At 59.4% G+C, this 23,800-nt stretch carries 30 protein-coding genes and 1 pseudogene; 22 read left to right on the forward strand and 9 right to left on the reverse strand.

What is annotated here, in order from left to right; genetic code table 11:
* Positions 1-88 precede the first annotated feature (88 nt).
* Genes ACFQT0_RS25950 through ACFQT0_RS25960 form a run of 3 tightly spaced genes read right to left on the reverse strand, consistent with a single transcriptional unit; the run spans position 89 to position 2,348 of the window.
* Positions 89-484, reverse strand: coding sequence for a response regulator (locus ACFQT0_RS25950; RefSeq protein ID WP_380199384.1), 396 nt, complete (start codon positions 482-484; stop codon positions 89-91).
* A complete protein-coding gene (locus tag ACFQT0_RS25955; RefSeq protein WP_380205860.1) occupies positions 465-2,069 on the reverse strand; it encodes a sensor histidine kinase in 1,605 nt (534 codons plus the stop codon). The genes ACFQT0_RS25950 and ACFQT0_RS25955 overlap by 20 nt, the downstream gene beginning before the upstream one ends.
* Before the next feature lie 30 nt (positions 2,070-2,099).
* Complete coding sequence (locus tag ACFQT0_RS25960) at positions 2,100-2,348, reverse strand: PAS domain-containing protein (protein WP_380199390.1); 249 nt, start codon at positions 2,346-2,348, stop codon at positions 2,100-2,102.
* A 429-nt stretch (positions 2,349-2,777) separates the two neighbouring features.
* Here ACFQT0_RS25960 and ACFQT0_RS25965 point away from each other — a divergent pair, with 429 nt between their 5' ends.
* The 10 genes and pseudogenes from ACFQT0_RS25965 (at position 2,778) to ACFQT0_RS26010 (ending at position 11,123) form a co-directional block, all read left to right on the forward strand.
* The gene (locus tag ACFQT0_RS25965; RefSeq protein ID WP_380199392.1) at positions 2,778-3,170 is read left to right on the forward strand and encodes an NADH-quinone oxidoreductase subunit A; all 393 of its coding nucleotides are present in this window, start codon (positions 2,778-2,780) and stop codon (positions 3,168-3,170) included.
* Between the two features lie 75 nt (positions 3,171-3,245).
* Positions 3,246-3,800 carry an NADH-quinone oxidoreductase subunit B gene (locus ACFQT0_RS25970; RefSeq protein WP_092674994.1) on the forward strand — a complete coding sequence of 185 codons (555 nt, stop codon included), beginning with the start codon at positions 3,246-3,248 and terminating at the stop codon, positions 3,798-3,800.
* Between the two features lie 70 nt (positions 3,801-3,870).
* Positions 3,871-4,431, forward strand: coding sequence for an NADH-quinone oxidoreductase subunit C (locus ACFQT0_RS25975; RefSeq protein ID WP_380199394.1), 561 nt, complete (start codon positions 3,871-3,873; stop codon positions 4,429-4,431).
* A 93-nt stretch (positions 4,432-4,524) separates the two neighbouring features.
* Positions 4,525-5,711, forward strand: a pseudogene (nuoD, locus tag ACFQT0_RS25980) (NADH dehydrogenase (quinone) subunit D).
* Between the two features lie 21 nt (positions 5,712-5,732).
* Positions 5,733-6,305 (forward strand): NADH-quinone oxidoreductase subunit NuoE family protein, encoded by a 573-nt coding sequence (locus tag ACFQT0_RS25985; RefSeq protein WP_380199396.1) that lies wholly within the window; start codon positions 5,733-5,735, stop codon positions 6,303-6,305.
* Positions 6,306-6,336: 31 nt separating this feature from the next.
* The gene (gene nuoF, locus ACFQT0_RS25990) at positions 6,337-7,677 is read left to right on the forward strand and encodes an NADH-quinone oxidoreductase subunit NuoF (protein WP_380205861.1); all 1,341 of its coding nucleotides are present in this window, start codon (positions 6,337-6,339) and stop codon (positions 7,675-7,677) included.
* Positions 7,678-7,704: 27 nt separating this feature from the next.
* Positions 7,705-8,721, forward strand: coding sequence for a 2Fe-2S iron-sulfur cluster-binding protein (locus ACFQT0_RS25995; protein ID WP_380199398.1), 1,017 nt, complete (start codon positions 7,705-7,707; stop codon positions 8,719-8,721).
* 124 nt (positions 8,722-8,845) lie between these two features.
* Positions 8,846-9,940 carry an NADH-quinone oxidoreductase subunit NuoH gene (nuoH, locus tag ACFQT0_RS26000; RefSeq protein ID WP_380199400.1) on the forward strand — a complete coding sequence of 365 codons (1,095 nt, stop codon included), beginning with the start codon at positions 8,846-8,848 and terminating at the stop codon, positions 9,938-9,940.
* A 5-nt stretch (positions 9,941-9,945) separates the two neighbouring features.
* Positions 9,946-10,524, forward strand: coding sequence for a NuoI/complex I 23 kDa subunit family protein (locus tag ACFQT0_RS26005; RefSeq protein WP_380199402.1), 579 nt, complete (start codon positions 9,946-9,948; stop codon positions 10,522-10,524).
* 89 nt (positions 10,525-10,613) lie between these two features.
* Entirely contained in the window at positions 10,614-11,123 is a 510-nt protein-coding gene (locus tag ACFQT0_RS26010; RefSeq protein WP_380199404.1) for an NADH-quinone oxidoreductase subunit J family protein, read from the forward strand.
* 97 nt (positions 11,124-11,220) lie between these two features.
* On the opposite strand, the gene ACFQT0_RS26015 is transcribed toward ACFQT0_RS26010, so the two are convergent.
* Together ACFQT0_RS26015 and aspS are read right to left on the reverse strand one after the other, a co-directional pair.
* A complete protein-coding gene (locus tag ACFQT0_RS26015; RefSeq protein WP_380199406.1) occupies positions 11,221-11,403 on the reverse strand; it encodes a hypothetical protein in 183 nt (60 codons plus the stop codon).
* Between the two features lie 225 nt (positions 11,404-11,628).
* On the reverse strand, positions 11,629-13,392 hold the full coding sequence (gene aspS / locus ACFQT0_RS26020) for an aspartate--tRNA ligase (protein WP_380205862.1): 1,764 nt from the start codon (positions 13,390-13,392) through the stop codon (positions 11,629-11,631).
* Positions 13,393-13,811: 419 nt separating this feature from the next.
* Here aspS and ACFQT0_RS26025 point away from each other — a divergent pair, with 419 nt between their 5' ends.
* The 11 genes from ACFQT0_RS26025 to ACFQT0_RS26075 all read left to right on the forward strand — a co-directional run bounded on the left by ACFQT0_RS26025 (position 13,812) and on the right by ACFQT0_RS26075 (position 20,228).
* On the forward strand, positions 13,812-14,063 hold the full coding sequence (locus ACFQT0_RS26025; protein WP_380205863.1) for a T9SS type A sorting domain-containing protein: 252 nt from the start codon (positions 13,812-13,814) through the stop codon (positions 14,061-14,063).
* A gap of 101 nt (positions 14,064-14,164) precedes the next feature.
* Complete coding sequence (locus tag ACFQT0_RS26030) at positions 14,165-14,287, forward strand: hypothetical protein (RefSeq protein WP_380199410.1); 123 nt, start codon at positions 14,165-14,167, stop codon at positions 14,285-14,287.
* Complete coding sequence (locus tag ACFQT0_RS26035; protein WP_380205864.1) at positions 14,284-14,688, forward strand: hypothetical protein; 405 nt, start codon at positions 14,284-14,286, stop codon at positions 14,686-14,688. The genes ACFQT0_RS26030 and ACFQT0_RS26035 overlap by 4 nt, the downstream gene beginning before the upstream one ends.
* Before the next feature lie 104 nt (positions 14,689-14,792).
* Positions 14,793-15,026, forward strand: coding sequence for a deaminase (locus ACFQT0_RS26040; RefSeq protein ID WP_380205865.1), 234 nt, complete (start codon positions 14,793-14,795; stop codon positions 15,024-15,026).
* Positions 14,989-15,258 (forward strand): nucleoside deaminase, encoded by a 270-nt coding sequence (locus ACFQT0_RS26045; protein ID WP_380205866.1) that lies wholly within the window; start codon positions 14,989-14,991, stop codon positions 15,256-15,258. Before ACFQT0_RS26040 ends, ACFQT0_RS26045 begins: the two co-directional genes overlap by 38 nt.
* A gap of 105 nt (positions 15,259-15,363) precedes the next feature.
* Complete coding sequence (locus tag ACFQT0_RS26050; protein ID WP_380199414.1) at positions 15,364-15,978, forward strand: superoxide dismutase; 615 nt, start codon at positions 15,364-15,366, stop codon at positions 15,976-15,978.
* A 313-nt stretch (positions 15,979-16,291) separates the two neighbouring features.
* Positions 16,292-16,735: an oxidoreductase gene (locus ACFQT0_RS26055; protein ID WP_380199416.1), complete on the forward strand. Its 444-nt coding sequence runs from the start codon at positions 16,292-16,294 to the stop codon at positions 16,733-16,735.
* Positions 16,633-17,310 carry an oxidoreductase gene (locus ACFQT0_RS26060; RefSeq protein ID WP_380199418.1) on the forward strand — a complete coding sequence of 226 codons (678 nt, stop codon included), beginning with the start codon at positions 16,633-16,635 and terminating at the stop codon, positions 17,308-17,310. The genes ACFQT0_RS26055 and ACFQT0_RS26060 overlap by 103 nt, the downstream gene beginning before the upstream one ends.
* Before the next feature lie 262 nt (positions 17,311-17,572).
* Positions 17,573-18,856, forward strand: a complete 1,284-nt coding sequence (locus ACFQT0_RS26065; RefSeq protein ID WP_380199420.1) for a nucleoside permease — start codon at positions 17,573-17,575, stop codon at positions 18,854-18,856.
* Positions 18,857-19,111: 255 nt separating this feature from the next.
* Complete coding sequence (locus ACFQT0_RS26070) at positions 19,112-19,582, forward strand: hypothetical protein (protein ID WP_380205867.1); 471 nt, start codon at positions 19,112-19,114, stop codon at positions 19,580-19,582.
* Positions 19,500-20,228, forward strand: a complete 729-nt coding sequence (locus ACFQT0_RS26075; protein WP_380199422.1) for an AAA family ATPase — start codon at positions 19,500-19,502, stop codon at positions 20,226-20,228. The genes ACFQT0_RS26070 and ACFQT0_RS26075 overlap by 83 nt, the downstream gene beginning before the upstream one ends.
* A gap of 123 nt (positions 20,229-20,351) precedes the next feature.
* Here the strand turns inward: ACFQT0_RS26075 and ACFQT0_RS26080 are convergent, their stop codons facing one another.
* From ACFQT0_RS26080 to ACFQT0_RS26095, 4 genes are all read right to left on the reverse strand, one after another.
* Positions 20,352-20,762, reverse strand: a complete 411-nt coding sequence (locus ACFQT0_RS26080; RefSeq protein ID WP_380205868.1) for a nucleoside-diphosphate kinase — start codon at positions 20,760-20,762, stop codon at positions 20,352-20,354.
* Positions 20,763-20,843: 81 nt separating this feature from the next.
* A complete protein-coding gene (locus tag ACFQT0_RS26085) occupies positions 20,844-21,584 on the reverse strand; it encodes a hypothetical protein (RefSeq protein WP_380205869.1) in 741 nt (246 codons plus the stop codon).
* Positions 21,512-21,745, reverse strand: a complete 234-nt coding sequence (locus ACFQT0_RS26090) for a hypothetical protein (protein WP_380205870.1) — start codon at positions 21,743-21,745, stop codon at positions 21,512-21,514. The genes ACFQT0_RS26085 and ACFQT0_RS26090 overlap by 73 nt, the downstream gene beginning before the upstream one ends.
* On the reverse strand, positions 21,727-22,740 hold the full coding sequence (locus ACFQT0_RS26095; protein ID WP_380199426.1) for a hypothetical protein: 1,014 nt from the start codon (positions 22,738-22,740) through the stop codon (positions 21,727-21,729). The genes ACFQT0_RS26090 and ACFQT0_RS26095 overlap by 19 nt, the downstream gene beginning before the upstream one ends.
* A 349-nt stretch (positions 22,741-23,089) precedes the next feature.
* On the opposite strand from ACFQT0_RS26095, the gene ACFQT0_RS26100 reads away from it, so the two are divergent.
* Entirely contained in the window at positions 23,090-23,602 is a 513-nt protein-coding gene (locus tag ACFQT0_RS26100) for a DHH family phosphoesterase (RefSeq protein WP_380205871.1), read from the forward strand.
* Positions 23,603-23,800: the final 198 nt, after the last annotated feature.

Genomic DNA, 23,800 nt, shown 5'->3' on the forward strand with positions numbered 1-23,800 from the left:
AAGCCGCTTCCAGCACTGGAGGCGGCTTTTGCTTTTACCACGAATCTTGGTTTTAATTTAGCTCAATCTGCAGGCTATCTGGCTTTTATCAAGCCTCCAAGTCATTTTCCAGCTGTGCCTGAATGGCGCGGATTTCTTCGCTGTCGAGGGGCTTGTGAATCAGGCCAGCTACCAGGTCGTAGTGCTTGGATTTCTCCAAGTCGGTGAGGGCCAGCGACGAGGTGAGGATGTAGATGTGGCAGTTGCCGCGCAGTTTCTTCTCGTAGGGCGCCAGGGCCTCCAGAAACTCCCAGCCGTCCATCACGGGCATGTTCAGGTCCAGAAACACGACCTGCGGCACCTCTTGCTCGCCTTTTACCAGCGTATCGAGGGCTTCTTCGGCCGACCGGAATGTGCAAATGGAATTGGAAAAGCCTTCGGCCCGCAACAATTGCTCGGTGAGGTAAATGGCGAGGTAGTCGTCGTCAATCAGATAGGTTCTCATCCGCACGGGGCCTGAATTGGAGGGTAAATTCGGTTCCTACGTTGACCTGGCTCAGGACGGAGACGTGTCCGTTCATGGCTTCGACGTGCGCTTTCACCAGGTATAGCCCAATTCCACGCCCGGGCACGTCGGCGTGCAAGCGCCGGTAAAGCTGAAAAACGTCGCCGCCCGCCTGCTCCTGGTCGAAGCCGGAACCGTTGTCACGAAAATTAATGGTGATGCCCTGGCCGGGGGTCCACGAGGCCGTAATCTCAATACGCAAGGGACGCGCCGCCGAGCGGTACTTGATGGCGTTGGAAAGCAAGTTGTCGAAAATACTGAGAAAAAAGGCGCGGTTGCCGTCCACGTACAGCGCTTCCGGAATTGAGCTAAGCACTTCGCCACCGCATTGCTCCAGGTCGGGCCGGGCGTGCTCGAGGGCCTGCCGGCACACGGCCGCCAGGGCCACGGGCTCCGTAAGGTCGGCATCCTGCTGGTCCCGGATAGACAGAATGGTGTTGACATCCGCCACCACGTCGTCGAGGCGGCGGAGGCTGATGCGCAGGTTGGCCAGCGAATCGGCAAATACCTGCGACTCTTTGTCGATGCGGGAAAGCAAATCGGCGAAGCCCAAGGCATTGGCCAGCGGCGCGCGCAGGTTGTGCGATACCATGAAGCCGCACTGCTGCAGGTAGGCGTTTTGCTTTATGAGCTTTTCGGCCATCGCCTGCTGCTGCACCTCGGCCTTCTTGCGTTCGGTAATGTCCTGCATCGCCCCAATCATCCGCACGGCCTGGCCTTTGGCATTGCGCAGGATGTTGCCCCGGTCCGCTACCACGGCCCAGGAACCATTGGACCGGCGGAACAGGTATTCGTCTTCCCAGAAGGTATCCGTGGTTTCGTACACGGTGTGCAGCAGGCCCGTCACGGTGCGGTGGCTGTCCTTGGGATGAATGTAATCGGCCCAATCGCTGAAGGGCGACGGGTTCTGCCCCAGCCGGTAGCCGAACAAGTGCGCAAATCCTTCTCCCCAATAGAGCGTGTCGTTGGTCACGTTCCAGTCGTAAATGGCATCGGAAGTGGCCTTCAGGGCGTAGGCAAACCGCTCGTTGCTGAGGCGCAGCTCTTCCTCGGCCTGCTTTTCCTTGGTGATGTCGTGCACCACTCCCACCAGCCGGAAGCAGCGGCCGGCCTCGTCGCACACGGGCGTCACGCTCACCTCGCCTGTGACCCGGCCGGTCGGGTAATCGGACGTTTCCTGCCAGATTACCCGTTCCAGCGTGGTCACGGCCTGGTGGTAGTTGGCCAGCACCATGCTGAGCGACGGCTCCGGAATTACTTCGTCGACGTAGCTGCCCACCACTTTTTCGGCCGGCACCCCGGTGGTTCTTTCAAAGGCTTTGTTCGCAAAAATGAACCGGTAGCGGCCATCCTCTTCCACGTTGAGCACGAAAGTGACGTCGGCAATGGTATTGAAAATAACGGAAAGTTGATGCTCCCGCGCCACCAACGCCTCGGTGGCGGTGGGTGGGCCAGGCACCGGCGTGGCGATGCCATAGACGCCCGCGAGTTGGTCTGCCTCGGTGAGTACCGGCAGCAGGCTCAAGATTCAGTTTCAGGGGTCCGGCGGCAGCCGTCACGCTGGTTTCGTAGCGCACAATTTCGCCCGCGGCGGCCCGGGCGAGGTGCTGCTCGCCCCGCTCCGTCTCGCCCGAAGCGAGGTACTGCAAAAATGCCGTGCCCGGCAATTGCGCGGGGCGCAGCCCAACAAGTGCGCAAAGCTGGCGTTGGCGCGCTTGAAATTCCCGGCCTGGTCCAGCACAAAAACGGCTTCCGCGCTTTGCTCGAAAGGCGCACTGTCCACCGGCATTTCGCGGTTTAGCATGGTTTGGAGAAGTTCGTCGTACCAGAGCCCGCCGCGGGTGTAGACCTGCCCAGCGGGTTGCATTGCTAAAGAAAGCACATTGGCGCTAATCCATCAGCATCAACTGCGCGCCTCCCGGCATGACCGAAATCCAGGGGACGTTGCGCAGCACCTCTTACCGTACCGCTTTCTGGCAAGGCGTAGAATAGTTGTCAAGGGTTTTGCTGAGCCAGGCGTGATAAGCTCCTGATTATTGCCAGCAGGAAGCCGCAAATAATTATTGATTTACAAATAGTTACCCGATTGCGATTGGCGCAGCTTTTGTAGCAGCTTGCGTTCCTGATATCGGTTCTTGGCCTGCGCATAGCCCCAACATTGCGCCCCAAACCCGTGCGCGCTACCTTTGCCCTTCAGCGCCCTTGGGGCCTGCTTGCCACTAGTCTGATTGTTATGTTATTAGTCCTGCCGGCTGCCAATTATCAGCCTTCCGATTACCTCCCCATTCTCATTCAATTCGGCTTGGCGCTGGCTTTTGTGGCCTTCGCCATGATTGTTTCCCACCTCGTGGGCCCGAAACGTCACAGCACGGTGAAAGACGCCTCCTTCGAGTGCGGCATCGAGTCGGTGGGCAACGCCCGCACGCCGATTTCGGTGAAGTACTTCCTCACGGCCATTGTGTTCGTGCTGTTCGACGTGGAAGTCATCTTCATGTATCCGTGGGCGGTGAACTTTCGGGCCCTTGGCACCGATGGTTTCATCGCTATGATACTATTCATGTTCTTCCTGCTCGCGGGTTTCCTCTACATCATCAAAAAGGGCATTCTGCGCTGGAACGAAGCCTAATTCAGCCAAACTTTTGCCGCGCAGCTTGTGTTGGCAAATAGGCCATTAGGCCCCCAAATCAGACCTATCTCAACTATGGATACCCGAGTTCCGGAAATCAAAACTGTCGAGGCTCCCGAGGGCGTTGAAGGCGCTGGCTTCTTTGCCACTTCGCTGGAGAAAGTGGTGGGCATTGCCCGCGCCAATTCGCTCTGGCCCTTGCCTTTCGCTACCTCCTGCTGCGGCATTGAGTTCATGGCCACCATGGGCTCGCACTACGACATCTCGCGCTTCGGCTCCGAGCGGCCCAGCTTCTCACCCCGCCAGGCCGACTTGCTCATGGTAATGGGCACCATTGCCAAGAAAATGGCTCCTATCGTGAAGCAAGTGTACGAGCAAATGGCCGAGCCCCGCTGGGTGCTGGCCATGGGCGCCTGCGCCTGTTCGGGCGGCATTTTCGACTCTTACTCGGTGCTGCAAGGCATCGACCGCATCATCCCGGTCGACGTGTACGTGCCCGGCTGCCCGCCCCGCCCCGAGCAAGTGCTCGACGGCCTGATGCGCGTGCAGGACCTGGCCAAGAACGAATCTTTCCGCCGCCGCAACGCTCCTGAGTATCAGGCCCTGCTGGCGTCGTACAACATTAAGTAATCTGCATCAGGTAGCGGGTAGTCGGAAGAAAGGCCGCCTTTTTCCGACTACCGGCCCTTACCAACCCCGAATGAATCCTCAGGAATCTGCCGCCGCTCCCGAAGTCGCTGTTGCCGAAGACCCGATTAAGGTCCAGAATGCGCGGGTGCTGGCTTTGCTCACCCGCCTGTTTGGCGAGGCCACTTTCACCGATGTGGAGGAGCCCTACGGCCTGCTGACGGTGACCACCACGCGGGAGCGCATCCACGACATCATCGCCGGCTTGCAGCAAGACCAGGAAATCAAATTCCATTTCCTGACCACGATGTGTGGCATCAACTACCCCGAGAACGAGGGCAAGGAGTTGGGCATGATTTACCACCTGCACAGCCTCACGCAGAACATCCGCCTGCGGATTAAAATCTACTTCCCCATCGCCGACCCGGTGGTGCCAACGCTCACGGACCTCTACGCCACCGCCAACTGGATGGAGCGCGAGACCTACGATTTCTTCGGCGTCATCTTTACCGGCCACCCCAATCTCATTCGCATCCTCAACGTCGAGGACATGGACTACTTCCCGATGCGGCGCGAATACCCGCTCGAAGACGGTACCCGCGAGGACAAAACCGACCTGTTTTTCGGCCGATAGGCCCCTGATACATATATCATGGCAGTAAACGACACGCTGGAAGGCACCCATAAAATCCACGAGGAGGCCGCCGCCCAGCGCCACGGCCAGCTCATGCCCCTGCTCAACGACTTCAGCCAGGAGCTGACGACGCTGAACCTGGGCCCCACGCACCCGGCTACGCACGGCATTTTCCAGAACATCCTGCAAATGGATGGCGAGCGGATTGTGTCGGGCGTGCCCACCATCGGCTACATCCACCGCGCGTTTGAGAAAATCGCGGAGCGCCGGCCGTTCTACCAAATCACGCCGCTCACCGACCGGATGAACTACTGTTCGTCGCCCATCAACAACATGGGCTGGCACATGACGGTGGAGAAGTTGCTCGGCGTGACCGTGCCCAAGCGAGCACAGTACATGCGCGTGATTATGATGGAGTTGGCCCGCATTGCTGACCACCTGATTTGTAACTCTATCCTCGGCGTGGACACCGGCGCCTTCACCGGCTTCCTATACGTGTTCCAGGAGCGCGAGAAGATTTACGAAATATACGAGGAGGTGTGCGGCTCGCGCCTGACCACCAACATGGGCCGCGTGGGCGGGATGGAGCGGGATTTCTCGCCCGTGGCGCTGCAGAAGCTGCGCGACTGGCTCAAGACCTTCCCGGCCGTGATGAAGGAGTTCGAGTCGATGTTCAATCGCAACCGCATTTTCATGGACCGCGTGGTGAACGTGGGCCCAATTTCGGCGGAAAAGGCGTTGAACTACGGCTTCACCGGTCCCAACCTGCGGGCGGCCGGCGTCGACTACGACGTACGCGCCATGAACCCTTATTCTTCCTACGAAGACTTCGAGTTCGACATTCCGGTGGGCACTAATGGCGATACTTACGACCGTTTCATCGTCCGCAACGAGGAGATTTGGCAGAGCCTGCGCATCATCAAGCAAGCGCTGGAAAACCTGCCCGAAGGCCCCTACCACGCCGATGCCCCGCACTACTACTTGCCCGCTAAGCAGGAAGTGTACAAGAACATGGAGGCCCTGATTTACCACTTCAAAATCATCATGGGCGAGATTGATGCGCCTGTTGGTGAGGTATATCACTCGGTGGAAGGCGGCAACGGCGAGTTGGGTTTCTACCTGATTTCGGACGGCGGCCGCACGCCTTACCGCCTGCACTTCCGCCGGCCGTGCTTTATCTATTACCAAGCTTACCCAGAAATGGCCGTGGGCACCACCTCTCGGACGCCATTGTCATTCTCTCGTCCATGAACGTCATCGCTGGCGAGCTGGACGCTTAGTTTTCGTTGAATCTGATTGATATGGAGCCGACCACCGCGCCCACCAAACCGACATTCTCCCCCGCTGCCCAAGCGGAAATCAAGCGCCTGCTCACGCACTATCCAGAAGACCGGAGCAAGTCGGCCCTGCTGCCGATTCTGCACATTGCGCAAGCCGAGTTCGGCGGTTGGGTAAGCCCCGAAGTACAGGACTTGGTAGCTGAAACCCTTGGCATCAAGCCCATTGAAGTGTACGAAGTATCGTCCTTCTACACGCAGTACAACCTGAAGCCGGTGGGCAAGCACGTGCTGGAAATCTGCCGCACGGGCCCCTGCATGCTGCGCGGCTCCGACGAGCTGACGGCGCACCTCGAGCGCATCACCGGCGCCAAAGTGGGCGGCACTTCGCCCGACGGTACCTTCACCCTGAAAGAAGTAGAGTGCCTGGCTGCCTGCGGCTTCGCCCCCATCGTGCAGGTGCGCGAGAAATACTACGAGCAGTTGGATACCCCGGAAGCGGTGGACGCCATGCTCAGCGAATTGAAGAGTCTGGTACACCGCCCCATTTTGCCATGGGAAGAAACGGGCTTGCCCAACTCCTTGAAGAACTACTAATCGGCTGGCCATCAGCACAACGCTTACCACTATGGGCCGCAAGCTATTAACTGAACATATCAACGTCGAAGGCATCGATACCTTCGAAGTCTACCGCAAGCACGGCGGCTACCGCTCCGTAGAGAAGGCGCTCAAAACCATGACGCCCGACGAAGTGGTGGAAGAAGTGAAGAAGTCGGGCCTGCGCGGCCGCGGCGGCGCAGGCTTCCCCACGGGCATGAAATGGAGCTTCCTGGCTAAGCCCGAGGGCGTGCCGCGCTACCTCGTCTGCAACGCCGACGAATCGGAGCCGGGCACCTTCAAGGACCGTCAGCTGATGTCAAAACTGCCCCACTTGCTCATCGAGGGCATGATTACGGGCAGCTATGCTTTGGGCGCGCGCACCAGCTACATCTACATCCGCGGCGAGTTGTTGTACGTGCTGCGCATTCTGGAAAAAGCCATTGCCGAAGCCTATGCGGCCGGTTTTCTGGGCGAAAACATCCTCGGCTCGGGCTACTCGCTCGACTTGCACGTGCACCCCGGTGCCGGCGCCTACATCTGCGGCGAGGAAACCGCGCTACTTGAATCCTTGGAAGGCAAGCGTGGCAACCCGCGCAACAAGCCGCCGTTCCCCGCTGTGCAGGGCCTCTACGCCCGTCCCACGGTGGTAAACAACGTGGAAACCATTGCGGCCGTGCCCGTTATAGTGAACGAAGGCGGCGACGAGTACGCCAAAATCGGCGTGGGCAAAAGCACGGGCACCAAGCTGATTTCGGCTTGCGGCCACTTGAACAAGCCCGGCATCTACGAAATTGAGCTGGGCGTGCCGGTGGAGGAATTCATCTACTCCGATGAGTACTGTGGCGGCATCTGGAAAGGGCGCGACCTGAAGGCCGTAGTGGCCGGTGGTTCGTCAGTACCGATTCTGCCCAAGGAGCTTATCCTGAAAACTGCCGCCGGCGAAAACCGTCTGATGACCTATGAGTCGCTGTCGGACGGCGGCTTCGTTACGGGCACTATGCTCGGCTCCGGTGGCTTCATTGCGATGGACGAAACCACGTGCATCGTGAAAAACACCTGGAACTTCAGCCGCTTCTACCATCACGAGTCGTGCGGGCAGTGCTCGCCCTGCCGTGAGGGAACGGGCTGGCTGGAAAAAGTATTGCACCGCCTCGAACACGGCCACGGCTCGATGCACGACATCGACCTGATTGTGAGCGTGGCCAAGCAAATTGAAGGCAACACCATCTGCCCGCTCGGCGAAGCCGCGGCGTGGCCGGTAGCTGCGGCCGTGCGTCACTTCCGCCACGAGTTTGAGTGGCACGTGACCAACCCCAAAGAGGCCACCATGCCCGGCGCGGCGTACCGCGGCGCCCCGGTGCTGGCCTAATATCCTTGACGATTATCCTCCCATACAATGGCTAAAATTACCTTTGACGGCATTGAGGTAGAGGTTCCGGACGGAACCACTATCCTGAACGCGGCCCGCCAGATTGGCGGGGGCGTGGTGCCGCCCGCCATGTGCTACTACACCCCGCTGAAGGGCACCGGCGGCAAATGCCGCGCCTGCCTGGTGCGCGTGGCGGCCGGTTCGGCCAAAGACCCACGCCCCATGCCCAAGCTGGTGGCCTCGTGCATCACGACGGTGCAAGACGGCATGGTGGTCGAGAACACCACCTCGCAGCAGGTGATGGACGTGCGCAAGGGCATCGTGGAAATGCTGCTCATCAATCACCCGCTCGATTGCCCGGTGTGCGACCAGGCCGGCGAGTGCGACTTGCAGGACTTTGCCTTCGAGCACGGCGTGAGCACCACCCGCTACGAGGAAGAGCGCCGGACCTTCGAGAAAATCGACATCGGCCCTCTAATCCAGCTGCACATGACGCGCTGCATCCTGTGCTACCGCTGCGTGTACACCGCCGACCAACTCACTCCCGAGCGCGTGCACGGCGTACTGGGCCGCGGCGATGCGTCGGAAATCGGCACCTACATCGAAAACATCATCGACAACGAGTTCAGCGGCAACGTCATCGACGTTTGCCCGGTGGGCGCGCTGACCGACAAAACCTTCCGCTTCAAACAGCGTGTGTGGTTCACAAAACCCGTGAACGCCCACCGCGACTGCGAAAACGAGAAGTGCTGCGGCAGAGTAACCCTCTGGTATAAAGGCAAGGACGTGCTTCGCGTGACGGCCCGCAAAGACCAGTACGGAGAAGTAAAGGAGTGGATTTGCAACACCTGCCGCTTCGATAAAAAGGAAACCTCGGATTGGACACTGGAAGGGCCGGCGCACATCAACCGCGCCTCGGTTATCTCACAGAATCATTACGAGTTGCCAGTGGTAAACCCGCAGGTAATTCTGGACTTGCCCGAAAGCACCACCCGCGAACTGGAACGCAACCCGCCCCTGCGCTTGGGCGGCATCAATGGCTAATTAAAACCGAACGTCATGCTGAGCTTGTCGAAGCATCTCGCGTGTGGTAGTAACTCAATCGATTGAATTAGTTGTGCAAGCGAGATGCTTCGGCTGCGCTCAGCATGACAAACGATTATAACATATGACTCTTCCCGCTCTGGGCTGGCAAGGCCTCGTCGTTCTGGTAGTTTTCGGCGTTTCGCTGCTGATTGCCACGTATTCTACTTATGCCGAGCGCGTCATCGCCGCATTTCTGCAGGACCGGGTGGGCCCGGACCGCGCGGGTCCCTTCGGCTTGCTGCAGCCGCTGGCCGATGCCGTGAAGCTCTTCACTAAAGAGGAATTCTTCCCCGCTGGTGCTAACCGGGCGCTGTTTGTGTTTGGGCCCTGCTTGGCCATGACCACGGCCCTGATGTCATCGGCGGTAATTCCGTTCGGCAACGTGCTGCAATTCGGGGATACGGTCATTCACCTGCAAGGCATTGAAATCAACGTCGGCATGCTCTACGTGTTCGGCATGGTCTCGCTAGGCGTGTACGGCATCATGATTGGCGGCTGGGCTTCGAACAACAAGTTCTCGCTGCTCGGCGCCATTCGCGCGGCCTCGCAAAACATCAGCTACGAAATCGCCATGGGCCTCGCCCTGATTGCCGTGCTGATGATGTCGGGCACGCTGTCGCTGCGTGAAATCACCTTCCAGCAGACGTCGGATGCCTCTTTTGTATGGCAGGACATCTTCAATTGGAACATAATGAAGCAACCGCTGGGCTTCATCATCTTCATTGTGTGCGCTTTCGCTGAGACCAACCGGACGCCCTTCGACTTGCCAGAGTGCGAAACTGAGCTGATTGGCGGCTACCACACGGAGTATAGCTCCATGAAAATGGGCCTGTACCTCTTTGCAGAGTACATCAACGTGTTCGTGGCTTCGGCCGTGATGAGCGTGCTGTACTTCGGCGGCTTCAACTTTCCGTTCCAAGCCGAGCTGCGCAACTGGCTGGTATCGTCGCAAGGCCTAGAACTGGTGACGGCTCAGAACATCATCACCATCCTCGGTTTGGTGGGCTTGTTCGCCAAAATCTTCGCCTTCATCTTCTTCTTCATGTGGGTGCGTTGGACCCTGCCGCGCTTCCGCTACGACCAGCTGATGCGCTTGGGCTGGACCATCCTCATCCCTCTGGCCATCTTCAACATCCTACTTACGGGCGGCCTGATTACGTTCGGCGTAATTAACTAACGACCATGGAATCCTTAAGCAAACGCGCCAAAGTCCTCGAAAAGAAGCCCATGACCTTGGCCGAGCGGGCCTACCTACCGGCTATTTTCCAGGGCCTTACCATTACGATGCGGCACTTTTTCCGGGCTGCGACCAAGAAGCAAGTCACCGTTCGCTACCCCGACGAGACCCGTCCCTTCTCCCCCGTTTTCCGCGGCCTGCACGTGCTCAAGCGTGACGAAGCCGGCCGCGAGCGGTGCACCGCCTGCGGCCTCTGCGCTGTGGCCTGCCCCGCCGAGGCCATCACCATGGTGGCCGGCGAGCGCAAGAAGGGCGAGGAAGGTCTCTACCGCGAGGAGAAGTACGCCGTGAGCTACGAAATCAACATGCTGCGCTGCATCTTCTGCGGCCTCTGCGAAGAAGCCTGCCCGAAAGCCGCTGTGTACCTGCAAGCCGACAAAATGGCCCCGCCGCGCTTCGAGCGCGACGAATTCATCTACGGCAAAGACCGGCTGGTAGAGCCCGTGACGCCGGACAACCGCTCGAAGCGCGGCATCCAGCTCACGCCCGAGCAAGCTGACAAGCTACGGGCTCAAATGGCGTAACATCTTGTAGCGTGGACTCTGAGAGTCCGCGTTTTGCAGTAATTCCTTCACACCGTCCAAAACGCGGACTCTCAGAGTCCACGCTACCTATGTCCCCTCTCTTCCTCTTCCTCTCGTTCGTGGCCTTGCTGAGTGCGCTGGGCGTGGTACTGGCCAAAAACCCGGTCCACAGCGTACTCTTCCTCATCCTCACGTTCTTCACACTTTCCGGCCACTATCTGCTGCTGAACGCGCAGTTCCTGGCCGCCGTGAACATCATCGTGTATGCTGGTGCCATCATGGTGCTGTTTCTGTTCGTGATTATGTTCCTGAACCTGAATGAGGAAACCGAGCCCCACAAGCCGGCCCTGGCCAAGGTTGCGGCCGCCATAGCTGGCGGCTCTCTGCTGCTGATACTGGTGGCCGCTATGCGCGACATCGCTCCGGCTGGCTACGACCCCGCTAGCTTCGATTCGCAGATTGGTATGGTCGACCGGTTGGGCTTGGTGTTGTTTCAGCAATACGCGTTGCCGTTTGAGCTTGCCTCGATATTGCTGCTGGCAGCCATGGTGGGCTCGGTGATGCTGGGTAAACGTGAGACCGGCGAGCGGAACTTCTAAGTTTTGATATCCCGCAAACAAAAGAGCCGCTTCCTTATGGGAGCGGCTCTTTTGTTTGCAGCAAATGGCTAGAATGCTTTAAGTAGCCAATGGCTCTTTAATTGTAAATACGAACGATGGGACGGGCTACCTGCACCATGGCGTGCGAGGCCACCGATACGGAGCGGTAAGTAGGCACGCGCATCTTCGATACGGGCGACGACACAAGTTGCAGGCGAATAAGCGAAGTGCTCAAACCCATAAACAGAACCAAGGCGGCGAAGGCGTAGAATTTAGACACGAGCAGACAGCGTTTAAGAGGATAACTGCTCAAACTTACTGGGCGGGTCTGCCTTCGGATTTACCACCTCGCTGAAGGATTCGGGTTACTCGGTGAACGGTCTCTTTTTAACCGGCCAAATATTCAGATTATATAATAAATGAATACCAGCACTACTTAATTGGGCATAAAAAAGCGGCGACTGAAGTATCAGCCGCCGCTTTTTGTTTCTACTGTTTCTAAATACTACTTCGCCACCACCGCCGTGGCTATGCTCAACTCCTTCAACTGAGCGCCCGAAATCGGCGAGGGAGAATCAATCATCACGTCGCGGCCGGAATTGTTCTTTGGGAAAGCGATGAAGTCGCGGATGGAATCGGCGCCGCCGAAGAGGCTGCAGAGGCGGTCGAAGCCGAAGGCGATACCGCCGTGGGGCGGGGCACCGTACTCGAAGGCGTCGAGCAGGAAGCCGAACTGGGCTTGGGCTTCTTCGGGGGTGAAGCCGAGCAGGCCGAACATGCGGGCCTGCACGGCGCGGTCGTGAATGCGGATGGAGCCACCGCCCACTTCCACGCCGTTAATCACGAGGTCGTAGGCATTGGCGCGGACCTGGCCGATGGTTTCGGGCGAGTCGAGCAGGGCCACATCTTCGGGCTTGGGCGAGGTGAAGGGGTGATGCATGGCGAAGTAGCGGTTTTCCTCTTCGCTGTATTCGAGCAGGGGAAAATCGACCACCCACAGCGGTGAGAAATCGTCTTTGTCGCGCAGGCCGAGGCGCTGGCCCATCTCCAGGCGCAGCTCGCTGAGGGCTTTGCGGGCTTTATTGGGCTCGCCGGCGATGATGAGCAGCAGGTCGCCTTCGTTGGCATGGAAGGCTGCTTTCCAGCGCTGCAGCTCTTCCTGCGAGTAGAACTTATCAACCGATGATTTCACCTCGCCGCCGGCATCGACGCGGGCGTAGATGAGGCCCGTTGCGCCAATCTGGGGGCGCTTTACGAAATCCGTCAGCTCGTCAAGCTGCTTGCGGGTGAATTGGGCACAGGTGGCGGCGTTGATGCCCACAACCAGCCCGGCGTTGTCGAATACGGGAAAGCCCTGGCCTTTTACAATGTCGGTTAGCTCAACGAACTCCATGGCGAAGCGCGTGTCGGGCTTGTCGTTGCCGAAGCGGCGCATGGCGTCGGCGTAGGTCATGCGGGGCACGGTGGGGAAGTCGAGGCCCTTGATTTCCTTGAACAGGTAGCGGGTGAGGCCTTCGAAGGTGTTCAGGATGTCTTCCTGGGTCACGAAGGCCATTTCGCAGTCAATCTGCGTGAACTCGGGCTGGCGGTCGGCGCGCAGGTCTTCGTCGCGGAAGCACTTAACAATCTGAAAGTAGCGGTCGAAACCCGATACCATGAGCAGCTGCTTGAACGTCTGCGGCGACTGCGGCAGGGCGTAGAACTCGCCGGGGTTCATGCGGGAAGGCACCACGAAGTCGCGGGCGCCTTCGGGCGTGGACTTGATGAGCACCGGCGTTTCGACTTCGATGAAGTGCTGGCCGTCGAGGTAGCGGCGCACGGCTTGGGCCATTTTGTGGCGTAGCATCAGGTTGTTGCGCACGGGCGTGCGGCGCAGGTCGAGGTAGCGGTACTTCATCCGCAGGTCGTCGCCGCCGTCGGTTTCGTCTTCGATGAGGAAGGGCGGGAGTTTGGCGGCATTTAGAATCTCGAGCTTTTCGGGACGAATCTCGATGGCGCCGGTGGGCATTTTGTCGTTCTTGGAATGGCGCTCTACCACCTTTCCGGTCACGCTCAGCACAAACTCGCGGCCGAGCGTGCGGGCGGTTTCGCGCACTTCATTGGCTTCCACGCCTTCTTCCAGGGCTATTTGGGTGAGGCCGTACCGGTCGCGCAGGTCAATCCAGAGGATGGCGCCTTTGTCGCGGGTGCGCTGCACCCAGCCGCAAAGCGTGACGGTTTGACCAATGTGTTCGGGGCGGAGTTCGCCGCAGGTGTGGGTACGGAGCATTTTTCAGTTAACAGTTAGCAGTGAACAATTAACAACTACCAGGCTGCGCTTTCCAGGGTTCACCAGTTGTTTATCCACCGGTTGCCCTGTTAACGGTTCACTGCTAACTATTAACTGAATCTGCCGCGAAGTTAGCCACTGGGCTCGCGGGTCGAAACTCAAACTTTGGTACGGAGTATGCAAAGGCCGACGGCAAGTGCGTTCCTTTGTCTTCTCAATCCTTCAATTGTCATGAAATTCCTTCCCTCCTTCGCACTCGCGGCCGCTCTCTTGTTTGCCGGCACCGCTCAGGCGCAAACCAAAATCAAAACCAAAAGCAAGGCCGACGAGTCGGGCACGGTCGTTAAGTCCAAGGGCTCGGCCGGGGCCGTGACGCTCGAGGGCCCATCAAGCGCATCGAAACCCTGTCGGGCATCGACGTGTACCCCAAGCCCAACTCCACCAGTATCCTGCTCAGCTTTACGCAGCAGTTTACCAAACCCGGCACACTGGTGATGACCGACTACAAAAACCGCGTTATCTACCAAACCGAGCTGGACCCGGTCAACAACACCGGCGCGCCCGTGGACCTGGGCAAGATTCCGGCCGGCACCTACCTGGTAGAAGCCAAAACCGGCAACTACGTGTACTGGAAGAAGGTGCGGATTAAGTACCCCGCCGCGCGGCGCTAAGCGCTGCTTCCTATTCCCGGCAGTGCCACGGCCCTAAGCCGTGGCACTACTTTATCCCCGCATCGTTGCTGCTTACTATGAAGGTTTTCTCGTTTTTACTGTTGATTCTCGGCCTAACCGCCTTTGCCCCCAAGCCCAAGCTTACCAATGTGAAGTTGGGCTCGGGCCTGACGGTGGGCGTACCGGCCGGCTTTGCCCCCTGCCCGACGACGGCATTGCCGTGAAGTACCCCTCGCCGCGCAAGCCGCTGGCCGTGTACTCCAACCCCAGCGGGCGCGTGGACTACAGCGTGGCCGTGCGCCCCACCACCTTCGAAAGCATGGACTATGGCGTTTTGATTAAGATTTACAAATCCAGCATCCAGCGCCTGTATACCAAGGTTGATTTTATTAAGGAAGATATCCGCACCGTAAATGGGCGCGATTTCATCTATTTCGAATTCGTGTCGACCGTATCGGATGCGCGGCGCACCGCCCAGGCGGCGCCCATCAAGCGCTACCAGGCCGTGCAGTACGCCATTCAGGGCCAGCAGCTGTACGTATTCACCTTTGTGGCCCCGGCCGAAGAGCAGACTCAATGGCAGTCCACGGCTCAGGCCGTGATGAATGCCATCACCCTGAAGTAAGGCAGCCGGCACAGGCGAATTTCTTTCCTGGCTTGACTTTTCTTTAGCCCAATAAAAGAAGCCCCGGCGCTGCGCAGCGCCGGGGCTTCTTTATTGGGCTAATTTTGTCGGACCCGCATCGCCCGGGCTCTAATTACCATGACCGACGACTATTTCATGCTCCAAGCCTGGCCGAAGCCGAAAAAGCGCTGTCCGCCGAGGAGATTCCCATCGGCGCCGTGGTGGTATTTGAGAAGCAGATAATAGGCCGGGGCTACAACCAGACCGAGCAGGCTGCGCGACGTAACGGCCCACGCCGAGATGCTGGCCCTGACGGCCGCCGCCAACCACCTGGGTAATAAATACCTGGCCGACTGCACGCTCTACGTCACCATTGAGCCGTGCGTGATGTGCGCCGGGGCCAGCTACTGGGCTCAGGCTCAAGGCCGTGGTGTTCGGGGCCGAGGAGCCCAAAGTGGGGTTTCGGCGGCACGGGCGCTGCTGCACCCGCGCACGCAATTGCGCGGCGGGGTGCAGGCCGCCGAATGCGCCGCGTTGATGCAAGAATTCTTTAGTTTAAAACGTAAATAAATCTACTTTTGAACTTGGGCTGAAAATGGTCGTAACTAGGTAGCTAGTTGGGCTGTTTTTGCCCGGATAGTTTTTCACATCCCGACCACCCAAAACACTTCAATTATGGCCTTCGAACTCCCCAAACTCCCCTACGCCTACGACGCGCTGGAACCCACCATCGACGCGCAAACGATGGAAATCCACCACACGAAGCACCACCAGGCCTACGTGACCAACCTGAACGCGGCCATTGCGGGCACCGAGATGGAAAACCAGTCGCTCGAGGAAATCATGCACAACATTGCCAAGGCCCCGGTGGCCGTGCGCAACAACGGCGGCGGCCACTGGAACCACTCCCTGTTCTGGACCATCATGTCGCCCAACGGCGGCGGACAGCCCACCGGCGCCGTGGCCGAGGCCATCAACAGCACCTTTGGCAGCTACGACAAGTTCAAGGAGGAATTCACCAAAGCTGCCACCACGCGTTTCGGCTCGGGCTGGGCGTGGCTGTGCAAACAGCCCGACGGCTCGGTGCAAATCTGCTCAACCCCCAACCAGGACAACCCGCTGATGCCCGACGCGGGCTGCAAAGGCATTCCAGTGCTCGGCCTCGACGTGTGGGAGCACGCCTACTACCTCAAGTACCAGAACCGCCGGCCCGACTACATCGCCGGCTTCTACAACCTCATCAACTGGGACGAGGTGAACCGCCGCTTCGCCGAAGCCACGCCCATGTAAACCGGCCGCTTGCTGGTTTCACCGGTGAATTGCCCTGAGAAGGCCCGCTCCACTTTGTGGGGCGGGCTTTTTCTGCCTGATGCTCAGCCTAATGCCCAGCTCAATACAACCATTTGTCAAACAATTCGTGTACGTACCTGGTTTATTACCGCGTTTCATTCATTCGCCGCCGCGCCCACGCCCGCGGCTTATCCTATCCTATGTCGAACAAAGCATTTGAGCCCGCCAAATTGGGTTCCCTGACCCTTACCAACCACATCGTAATGGCCCCCATGACGCGCAGCCGCGCCCTGGGCAACGTGCCCAACGAGCGATGGCGGAGTACTACCGCCAGCGCGCCACGGCCGGCCTCATCATCACAGAGGGTACTTCCCCGGCCGCCAACGGCTTGGGCTACGCCCGCATCCCGGGCCTGTTCAACCAGGAGCAGGTAACCAACTGGCAGCGCGTCACCGAAACGGTGCACCACCACGGCGGCCACATTTTTGTGCAGCTGATGCACGCCGGCCGCATTTTCCATCCGCACAACCTGCCCGAAGGGGCCGAAGGCGTAGCCCCCTCGGCCATTGCTGCCGCCGGCGACATGTGGACCGACCAGGAGCAGATGCAGCCCCAGCCCGCCCCCGCGCCATCCGCACCGAGGAGTTGGCCCAGGTGCGCGACGAATTCGTCCACAGCGCCAAGCTCGCCATTGAAGCCGGTTTCGACGGCGTGGAGCTGCACGGTGCCAACGGCTACCTGCTGGAGCAATTCCTGAACCCCAACAGCAACCAGCGCACCGACGAGTACGGCGGCAGCGTAAAAAACCGCGCCCGCTTCGTGCTCGAAGTAACCAAGGCCGTGGCCGACGCCATTGGCGCCGAGCGCACCGGCATCCGCCTCTCGCCCTGGGGCATGGCCAGCGACATGGCGCACTACCCCGAAATCGACGAGACCTACGCCTACTTGGCCGAGGAGCTCCAGAAAATCGGCGTGGTGTACCTGCACTTGGTCGACCACGAAAGCATGGGCGCCCCGGCCGTGCCCGCCCAGACGGTGGCCACCATCCGGGAGAAATTCACCAACACGCTCATTCTGAGCGGCGGCTACACCACGCTGGAAGCCATCGACGAGGCCCTGGAGAGTGGCCGCGCCGACCTCGTGGCCGTGGGCCGTCCCTTCATCGCCAACCCCGACTTTGTGGAGCGCCTCAAGAGTGGCGCCCCGCTGGCCGAAGCCGACCAGGCGACCTTCTACGCACCCGGCCCCAACGGCTTTGCCGACGGCTACACCGATTACCCGATGGCCGATGGCCAGCCGGCCGGTACGTTCTCGCCCAGCTATCAGGCATAGGCAGCCCCCGCTTCCGTTAACAACAAAAAGCCCCGGCCTTCATTGGCCGGGGCTTTTTTACTGCCCAAGAAATGTCGTTGAGCTAAATATGCAGGCCCGAGTTCCGGCACCAGGCATTAATTATCAGGCAAGGCCCTGAGCTAACCTTTGTTAAGGCCCAGCGGGCAAAACCACCGCAGTAACCGCGCTGCTTTGCCACTTGTGGCGGGAAGCCGTGTATCTTTATCGGCTAAATCCCACCTTCCTTTTATCCCGCCTCCGCATGAATACTAAGTTGCGCCTCATTGTATTGAGTTTCTTACAATTCTTTATCTGGGGCTCGTGGTTGATAACAATTGGCGCTTATTGGTTTCAAACCAAGCAGTGGTCGGGGGCGCAGTTTGGCGCCATCTTCTCGACCATGGGCATTGCGTCCATTTTCATGCCCTCGCTTATGGGCATTGTGGCTGATAAATACGTGAACGCGGAGAAGCTGTACGGCATCCTGCACATTCTGGGCGGCCTTACGCTACTCACCATTCCGATGGTCGACAACCCGACCACGATGTTCTGGGTGATGCTGCTGAACATGATTTTTTACATGCCGACGCTGTCACTCTCCATCGCCGTGTCGTTTTCGGTGCTGAAAACCCAGGGGCTGGACGTGGTGAAGGACTACCCGCCCATTCGCGTGTGGGGCACCATCGGCTTCATTGTGGCGATGTGGACGGTGAGCTTGCTGGGCTTCGAAAAATCGGCCAGCCAATTCTACGTGGCGGCCGGCGCGGCTTTCGTGCTGGGCCTCTATTCCTTCACGCTGCCCAAGTGCCCGCCGCAGTCCACCAATACTTCCAGCCAGGGCCTGATGGAAATCCTGGGCCTCAAGTCGTTTGCGATTTTGCGCGACCGTAAGATGCTCACCTTCTTTTTGTTTGCGCTGTTGCTGGGGGCCGCTCTGCAGCTCACCAACGCTTACGGCGACACCTTCCTGCACGATTTCGACAAGACTCCGGCTTACCAGGATACCCTCACGGTGAAGTACCCGGCCATCATCATGTCCATCTCGCAGATTTCCGAGACGCTGTTCATCTTGGCCATTCCCTTCTTCCTGCGGCGCTTCGGCATCAAACAGGTGATGCTGTTCAGCATGATAGCCTGGGTGCTGCGCTTCGGCCTGTTTGCTTACGGCAACCCCGGCGAGGGCCTGTGGATGATTATTCTCTCGTGCATCGTGTACGGCATGGCGTTCGATTTCTTCAACATTTCCGGCTCGCTGTTCGTCGAAACCCAGACACAGCCCAGCATCCGGGCCAGCGCGCAGGGCTTGTTTATGATGATGACCAACGGCTTTGGGGCCGTGCTGGGCAGTTCGGTAAGCGGTATCGTCATCCAGGAGTTCTTCACCGATGCCAGCGGTGCCAAAGACTGGCCCAGCATCTGGCTCTCCTTCGCTGCTTACTCTCTGGCAATTGCCGTGCTGTTCGTCATCTTCTTCAAGCACAAGCACAGCGCCCAGCCAACCGCAGAAGCGCACCCCGAGGGCCTTCTCACGGTAGAGCAAGTATAGCCAGGCGCCGTTGGGCTGGATTTGACATTCTTCGTTATTTCACCAAAAAAGCCTCGCAATTGCGAGGCTTTTTTGGTGAAATAACGTCCGGTTCCATGCTTGCGCTTAACAAGGCGTTATCGGCCCGCTCCACCCCTGAGCCGGGCATATTGGGCCAAATCCCTTCTATAAACCTGTGATTTTCGGGGCACTATCCCCACATTTATTGGCTGACCAGCGGGGTTGCTTTCCAACCTGATAAATGTATTTTTGGGAATGAAAGTCAACGGCAAGAAAACAGCATTGCCTCCGGTTGCCACTCCCGACCTCTCGCAATCTTTCGATAGAGACACTTATTTCCAGCCCGTCTCCTGGTTTTACTCGGCGTTTGGAGTGTTGCCGCGCCGTGAAATCTACCAGCTAGCCAGCGCCGAAGCCCGCCAGACCATCCTGGATGCGCTAGCCAAGACGTATGACCTGGAGCAGGCCACCGTGGCCCACGCGGTGTACCTGGACAAGAAAGACAAAGCGCCCGACATCAGTCACTACGCCCTGTGCCTCGCGCCGCACCTGCTGCTGTGGTTCTACGAGCGCGGCACCTACGGCGACCGCGCCGGCCAGCCTGTTCTTTTCCCCGCAGACCGACCCCACCCGCCTGGCGCTGGTGCAGGAGCTCTTGGCGGCCCAACTCGATACCGGCAAGCTGGAGCACGACCGCATCCAAGTGTTGCGGCTGGCTTTTGGTGAGCTGGAGTTTTCGCCGCTGCCCATCAAGATTCCGGCGCTGGACCTCTCCAGCCACTACAACGACGACCTGCTGCCCGCCCACGAGGCCATTCTCCGGCGCCTGCAGCAGCCCGACGAGAAAGGCATCATCATCCTGCACGGCCCGCCCGGCACCGGCAAAACCAGCTACATCCGCCACCTCTGCGGCCTCACCGACAAACCCAAGCTGTTTATTCCGCCCAACCTGGCCACCCGCATTGCCGACCCGGAATTCATCAACCTGCTCCACGACAACACGAACTCCATCCTGCTCATCGAGGACGCCGAGGAGCTCCTGGCCAAGCGCGACGGCCACGGCGGCAACGCCGTGAGCAACCTGCTCAACCTCTCCGACGGCTTGCTCTCCGACGGCTTCCACATCCAGATTATCTGCACCTTCAACGCCGACCTGGCCCGCATCGACAAAGCCCTGCTGCGCAAGGGGCGCCTGATTGCCTCCTACCGGTTCGAAGCGCTGGCTCAGGAAAAGGCCCAGGCCCTGGCCACCATCCTGGGCCAAACCGAGCCGGTAACCGAGCCTACTTCCCTGGCCGACCTCTACAACCGCGAGAAAACCGACTTCATCAGCGAGCTGAAAACACCCGGTCGCATCGGTTTCAGCCGGTAAACTAAGCTCAACAATACAAAATTGGTACAAAAACAGTCAGCTTTTGGCACAAACAAAAAGCCCGCCCTGCGCAATGCAGGGCGGGCTTTTTGTTGACTTTTTGTTGAGCTAAGCGCTTGGCGATTACTTCGCGCCGAAGAAGAAGTCGGCCTCAATCTGGGCGTTTTCGTCGGAGTCGGAGCCGTGCACGGCGTTCGCTTCGATGCTCTTGGCGTACTTCTTCCGGATGGTGCCTTCGGCCGCCTGCGCGGGGTTGGTAGCGCCGATGAGGGTACGAAAATCGGCTACGGCGTTGTCTTTCTCAAGTACAGCGGCTACGATGGGGCCGCTCGACATGTACTTCACCAGGTCGTTGTAGAAAGGACGCTCGGCGTGCACCGCGTAGAACTGACCGGCGCGCTCGGCCGTCAGGGTCAATTTTTGGAGCTCCACGATGCGGAACCCGCCTTCTTCCATCATGTTCAGGATACCACCGATGTGGTTTTCCTGGACGGCGTCGGGCTTAATCATCGTGAATGTGCGGTTGGTGGCCATGGGCAGGGTAATTCGAATAAAAATGAAGAATTGAAAGAGCAAAAGTACCAAATCCCGGGCCGGCGCCCAACCCAACGGTCGTCAACTGCGCGGTGTTGCTGGTAAAACACTCATTTCCATAGCGTCAAAGACCACGCTACCCGTGCCCTTTTTTATCAGGTACACCTTCAGGATATCCGTGGCAGCGCGCCGGGCGGGCAAGGTCAGCGCAGCGCCCACGGGCTCCCATTCGCCCGGACGTGTAGGCCGGCAGTCAACTCTTTCCTGCCAGTAAGAGGCCCCGCCGGGGCCGGCTTCCAGGCAAACTGACAGGTAGGCGCCGGTGTCGGGGCCGGCCTGGTACCGGGCGGCCAGCAGCAGCTGTTCGCCAGGGCTGATGCCGACGGCCTGCGCGGAATAGCTGCAGATAAGGCGCTGTGCACAACCGTTGGGGAGGCGTGCATCATCGGGTTGAGCCAAAGCAGGCGGGCCTGCGGTTACGTGCGCCGAAGCAGCTCGCCAGGCAGGGGCAGATTGGGCTGCAGAATCGGGGTAGACGGTCCATCGGGCTGCCAACGGAGACTTGCGAAGCTGCCACAAGGTTAAGCGGCCGTTGTTGGCAAGCGGGCGTAAGTAGGCAGCAATGCCGGGAAAAACATCCACTACCTCCGCAGCATAGGTAGCATTTTGCGTGATGACGTAGCTGGCCGGCAGCCGCATGGCCCGGCGCAGGTTTTCAGCGGATAAGTCCTCCGGCGACTTTCTGTTTTTCAACATCGTCCAGCCGCGCCGTTGGGCCAGCAGCAGGGGCAGGTTGTAAGAGTAGGCGTCGAGTACCAACACGGTAGCGGTACGGGTACGCCGAGCGAGTCGAGCCATTGCGCACTTCGCTCAAAATTTTCGCGCGTGAGCACGCTCTTGTCGGTTGGCGGAGGAGAAATCCGGCGCGCCTGCTCGGCTCGGGCTTGCCAGGCGGCCAGGGCGCCTACCAGGAGCACGGCCATGGCCAGCGCCAGCCGTAGCGGCTTGAGCACGCCAGCCGCAGCACGGCGAGGCTGCCCCCAAAGCCGAGCACGAGAGGCAGAAAGAAGGTATCGAGCAAATAGTAATCGTGGATGGCGTATTGCTGCCCCATCAGGCCGTAATAAGCCAGGCCCCCGGCAACCAACGCCAGCCAGTGGCCAGCCCAACTGCTCTGCAGCAGCGCGCGGCGTTGCTGCACCGCCATGGTCCCGGCCGCGGCGCAGAACAGCAGCCATTGGGGCTTGCTCAGCAAACTCCAGAGCCAATACTCGCGCACCGTTTTGGTCACCTCCATGGCCTGGGCCCACGATGAAAAAGCCCGCGGCCGGGCCAGGAACATGGAGCCGTGGTAGGCGTGGCTCAAGTATTCATTATACAGAAAGTCAGCCCCTAATACCAGGAAAGCCGCCCCGTACAGTAGCCCAACGGCTCGCCATCCTACTTCAGCCGCTGTGCGGCGCGGCCTAAGCACCGCTAAGTGGCCCAGGGTGCAGAGCAGCGGCAGCACAAACGGGGTGCGCATGGCCGCGGCCAGGGTGAGCCAAGCCACTGCCGCTGCCAGGTGGCGGCGCGTTGTCGGAGGCGCGTTAGCTTCCGCTAAGGTTCGGTAAAACCAGTAGTACCCCACCAAAGCGGCAGCGAAGCCCGGAACCGAAGGCAGGAAGTTCGCTTGATAGAACACATAAATTGGGCTGCAGAAGGCGAAAAGCGCCGCTACCGCCCCTTTGAAGGCAGAGCCGCTGGCCCGGCGCACCAGTCCAAACAAAGCCAGGAGGCCACCCAGGCTGAAGGCAAGCGTCACGGCGCGCATGAGGCCGGGCGCGTCGCGGCCGACAAGGCCCATGAGCAGCGCGGCCACGTACGCGGGCACCGGAAAGCCCGCGCCGGTAATGCCGTTGTCGGTAAGCAGATTAAAAGTTGCCGGATGAAAAAATCGTAGCCGCGGGCCCGAAAGTTTATCGCGATGGCCAGCCAATCGGCCTGGGCCCAGGCATGATTAAACGACGGATACAGCCGGATGGAATCGTGGTAGAACCAGGCGCTCAGCCCCAGCAATACTGCCAGCAGCGCCCAGCAGGCCCCTCCCCCGTCTTTTATTCGAGCGGCCCCAAAGAAAATAGTGCGCATTACAAGTAGTGGACGAAATGGCAATATGGAGGATAAACCCGCCTTTTCACTCGCTTGGCATGCTCGCCCGTTCGTTGGATTTGGGAGAACCTTCCGGGGGGCTGGCTGTTAAGAAAAGATTTCTTCCGACTTTTGCCGCCCCATTTATTCGTAAGCCACCGGCCCTCAGTTATTTTTTGGGGCCATTCACGTTGTCGATGTCAACTCCTATTTCCGCCCTGCAGGCCTTGCTCGCGCAGCCCAAGCAGGTTGTTATTACCACCCACCACAAGCCCGACGCCGACGCGCTGGGCTCGTCGCTGGCCTGGGCAGGCTACTTAAAGCAGAAAGGCCACCACGTGACGGTGGTGACCCCTTCCGACTATCCGGCATTTCTCGAATGGATGGAGGGCAACGACGAAGTGGTGGTGTACGACCGCCGCCAGAACGACCGCCAGGTGCGCGACCTGGTGAGCCGCGCCGAAGTCATTTGCTGCCTCGATTTTAGCTGCCTGGGCCGCATCAACGAGTTGGGCGAGTACGTGCGCCAGTCCTCGGCCACCAAGGTCCTCATCGACCACCACCAGGAGCCCGAAGACTTCGCCGACATTGTTTTTTCGGTGCCCACCGCGGCAGCTACGGCCGAGCTGATTTTGAAATCATCCGCGACCTGGGCGACCAGCACCTCATCACCAAGGGCATCGGCGAGGCGCTGTACGCGGGCATCATGACCGATACGGGCTCGTTCCGGCACCCCAGCACCTCGCGCAACGTGCACCTCATCATCGCGGAGCCTGCTCAAGGTCAACATCGACCTTTCGTCGGTGCACCGCCGCATCTACGACTCGCACTCCGAAATCCGCCTCCGCTTCCTGGGCTTTGTATTGAAAGATAAGCTCGTGGTCAACCGCGAGTTCAACACCGCCTAC

The sequence above is a fragment of the Hymenobacter humi genome (assembly GCF_042665855.1).
GTDB classification, from domain to species: Bacteria; Bacteroidota; Bacteroidia; order Cytophagales; family Hymenobacteraceae; genus Hymenobacter; species Hymenobacter humi.

Excerpts from the sequence above, each read along its gene's own strand:
- ACFQT0_RS26100 (WP_380205871.1), top strand. The coding sequence starts at position 23,090 with ATGTCAACTCCTATTTCCGCCCTGCAGGCCTTGCTCGCGCAGCCCAAG.
- ACFQT0_RS25975 (WP_380199394.1), top strand. The coding sequence starts at position 3,871 with ATGAATCCTCAGGAATCTGCCGCCGCTCCCGAAGTCGCTGTTGCCGAA.
- ACFQT0_RS26045 (WP_380205866.1), top strand. The coding sequence starts at position 14,989 with ATGCTGGCCCTGACGGCCGCCGCCAACCACCTGGGTAATAAATACCTG.
- ACFQT0_RS26050 (WP_380199414.1), top strand. The coding sequence starts at position 15,364 with ATGGCCTTCGAACTCCCCAAACTCCCCTACGCCTACGACGCGCTGGAA.
- ACFQT0_RS26055 (WP_380199416.1), top strand. The coding sequence starts at position 16,292 with ATGGCGGAGTACTACCGCCAGCGCGCCACGGCCGGCCTCATCATCACA.
- ACFQT0_RS25970 (WP_092674994.1), top strand. The coding sequence starts at position 3,246 with ATGGATACCCGAGTTCCGGAAATCAAAACTGTCGAGGCTCCCGAGGGC.
- ACFQT0_RS25985 (WP_380199396.1), top strand. The coding sequence starts at position 5,733 with ATGGAGCCGACCACCGCGCCCACCAAACCGACATTCTCCCCCGCTGCC.
- nuoH (WP_380199400.1), top strand. The coding sequence starts at position 8,846 with ATGACTCTTCCCGCTCTGGGCTGGCAAGGCCTCGTCGTTCTGGTAGTT.
- ACFQT0_RS25950 (WP_380199384.1), bottom strand. The coding sequence starts at position 484 with ATGAGAACCTATCTGATTGACGACGACTACCTCGCCATTTACCTCACC.
- ACFQT0_RS26010 (WP_380199404.1), top strand. The coding sequence starts at position 10,614 with ATGTCCCCTCTCTTCCTCTTCCTCTCGTTCGTGGCCTTGCTGAGTGCG.
- ACFQT0_RS25965 (WP_380199392.1), top strand. The coding sequence starts at position 2,778 with ATGTTATTAGTCCTGCCGGCTGCCAATTATCAGCCTTCCGATTACCTC.
- nuoF (WP_380205861.1), top strand. The coding sequence starts at position 6,337 with ATGGGCCGCAAGCTATTAACTGAACATATCAACGTCGAAGGCATCGAT.
- ACFQT0_RS26005 (WP_380199402.1), top strand. The coding sequence starts at position 9,946 with ATGGAATCCTTAAGCAAACGCGCCAAAGTCCTCGAAAAGAAGCCCATG.
- ACFQT0_RS25960 (WP_380199390.1), bottom strand. The coding sequence starts at position 2,348 with ATGCTAAACCGCGAAATGCCGGTGGACAGTGCGCCTTTCGAGCAAAGC.
- ACFQT0_RS26080 (WP_380205868.1), bottom strand. The coding sequence starts at position 20,762 with ATGGCCACCAACCGCACATTCACGATGATTAAGCCCGACGCCGTCCAG.
- ACFQT0_RS26065 (WP_380199420.1), top strand. The coding sequence starts at position 17,573 with ATGAATACTAAGTTGCGCCTCATTGTATTGAGTTTCTTACAATTCTTT.
- ACFQT0_RS26090 (WP_380205870.1), bottom strand. The coding sequence starts at position 21,745 with ATGGCCGTGCTCCTGGTAGGCGCCCTGGCCGCCTGGCAAGCCCGAGCC.
- ACFQT0_RS25995 (WP_380199398.1), top strand. The coding sequence starts at position 7,705 with ATGGCTAAAATTACCTTTGACGGCATTGAGGTAGAGGTTCCGGACGGA.
- aspS (WP_380205862.1), bottom strand. The coding sequence starts at position 13,392 with ATGCTCCGTACCCACACCTGCGGCGAACTCCGCCCCGAACACATTGGT.
- ACFQT0_RS26070 (WP_380205867.1), top strand. The coding sequence starts at position 19,112 with ATGAAAGTCAACGGCAAGAAAACAGCATTGCCTCCGGTTGCCACTCCC.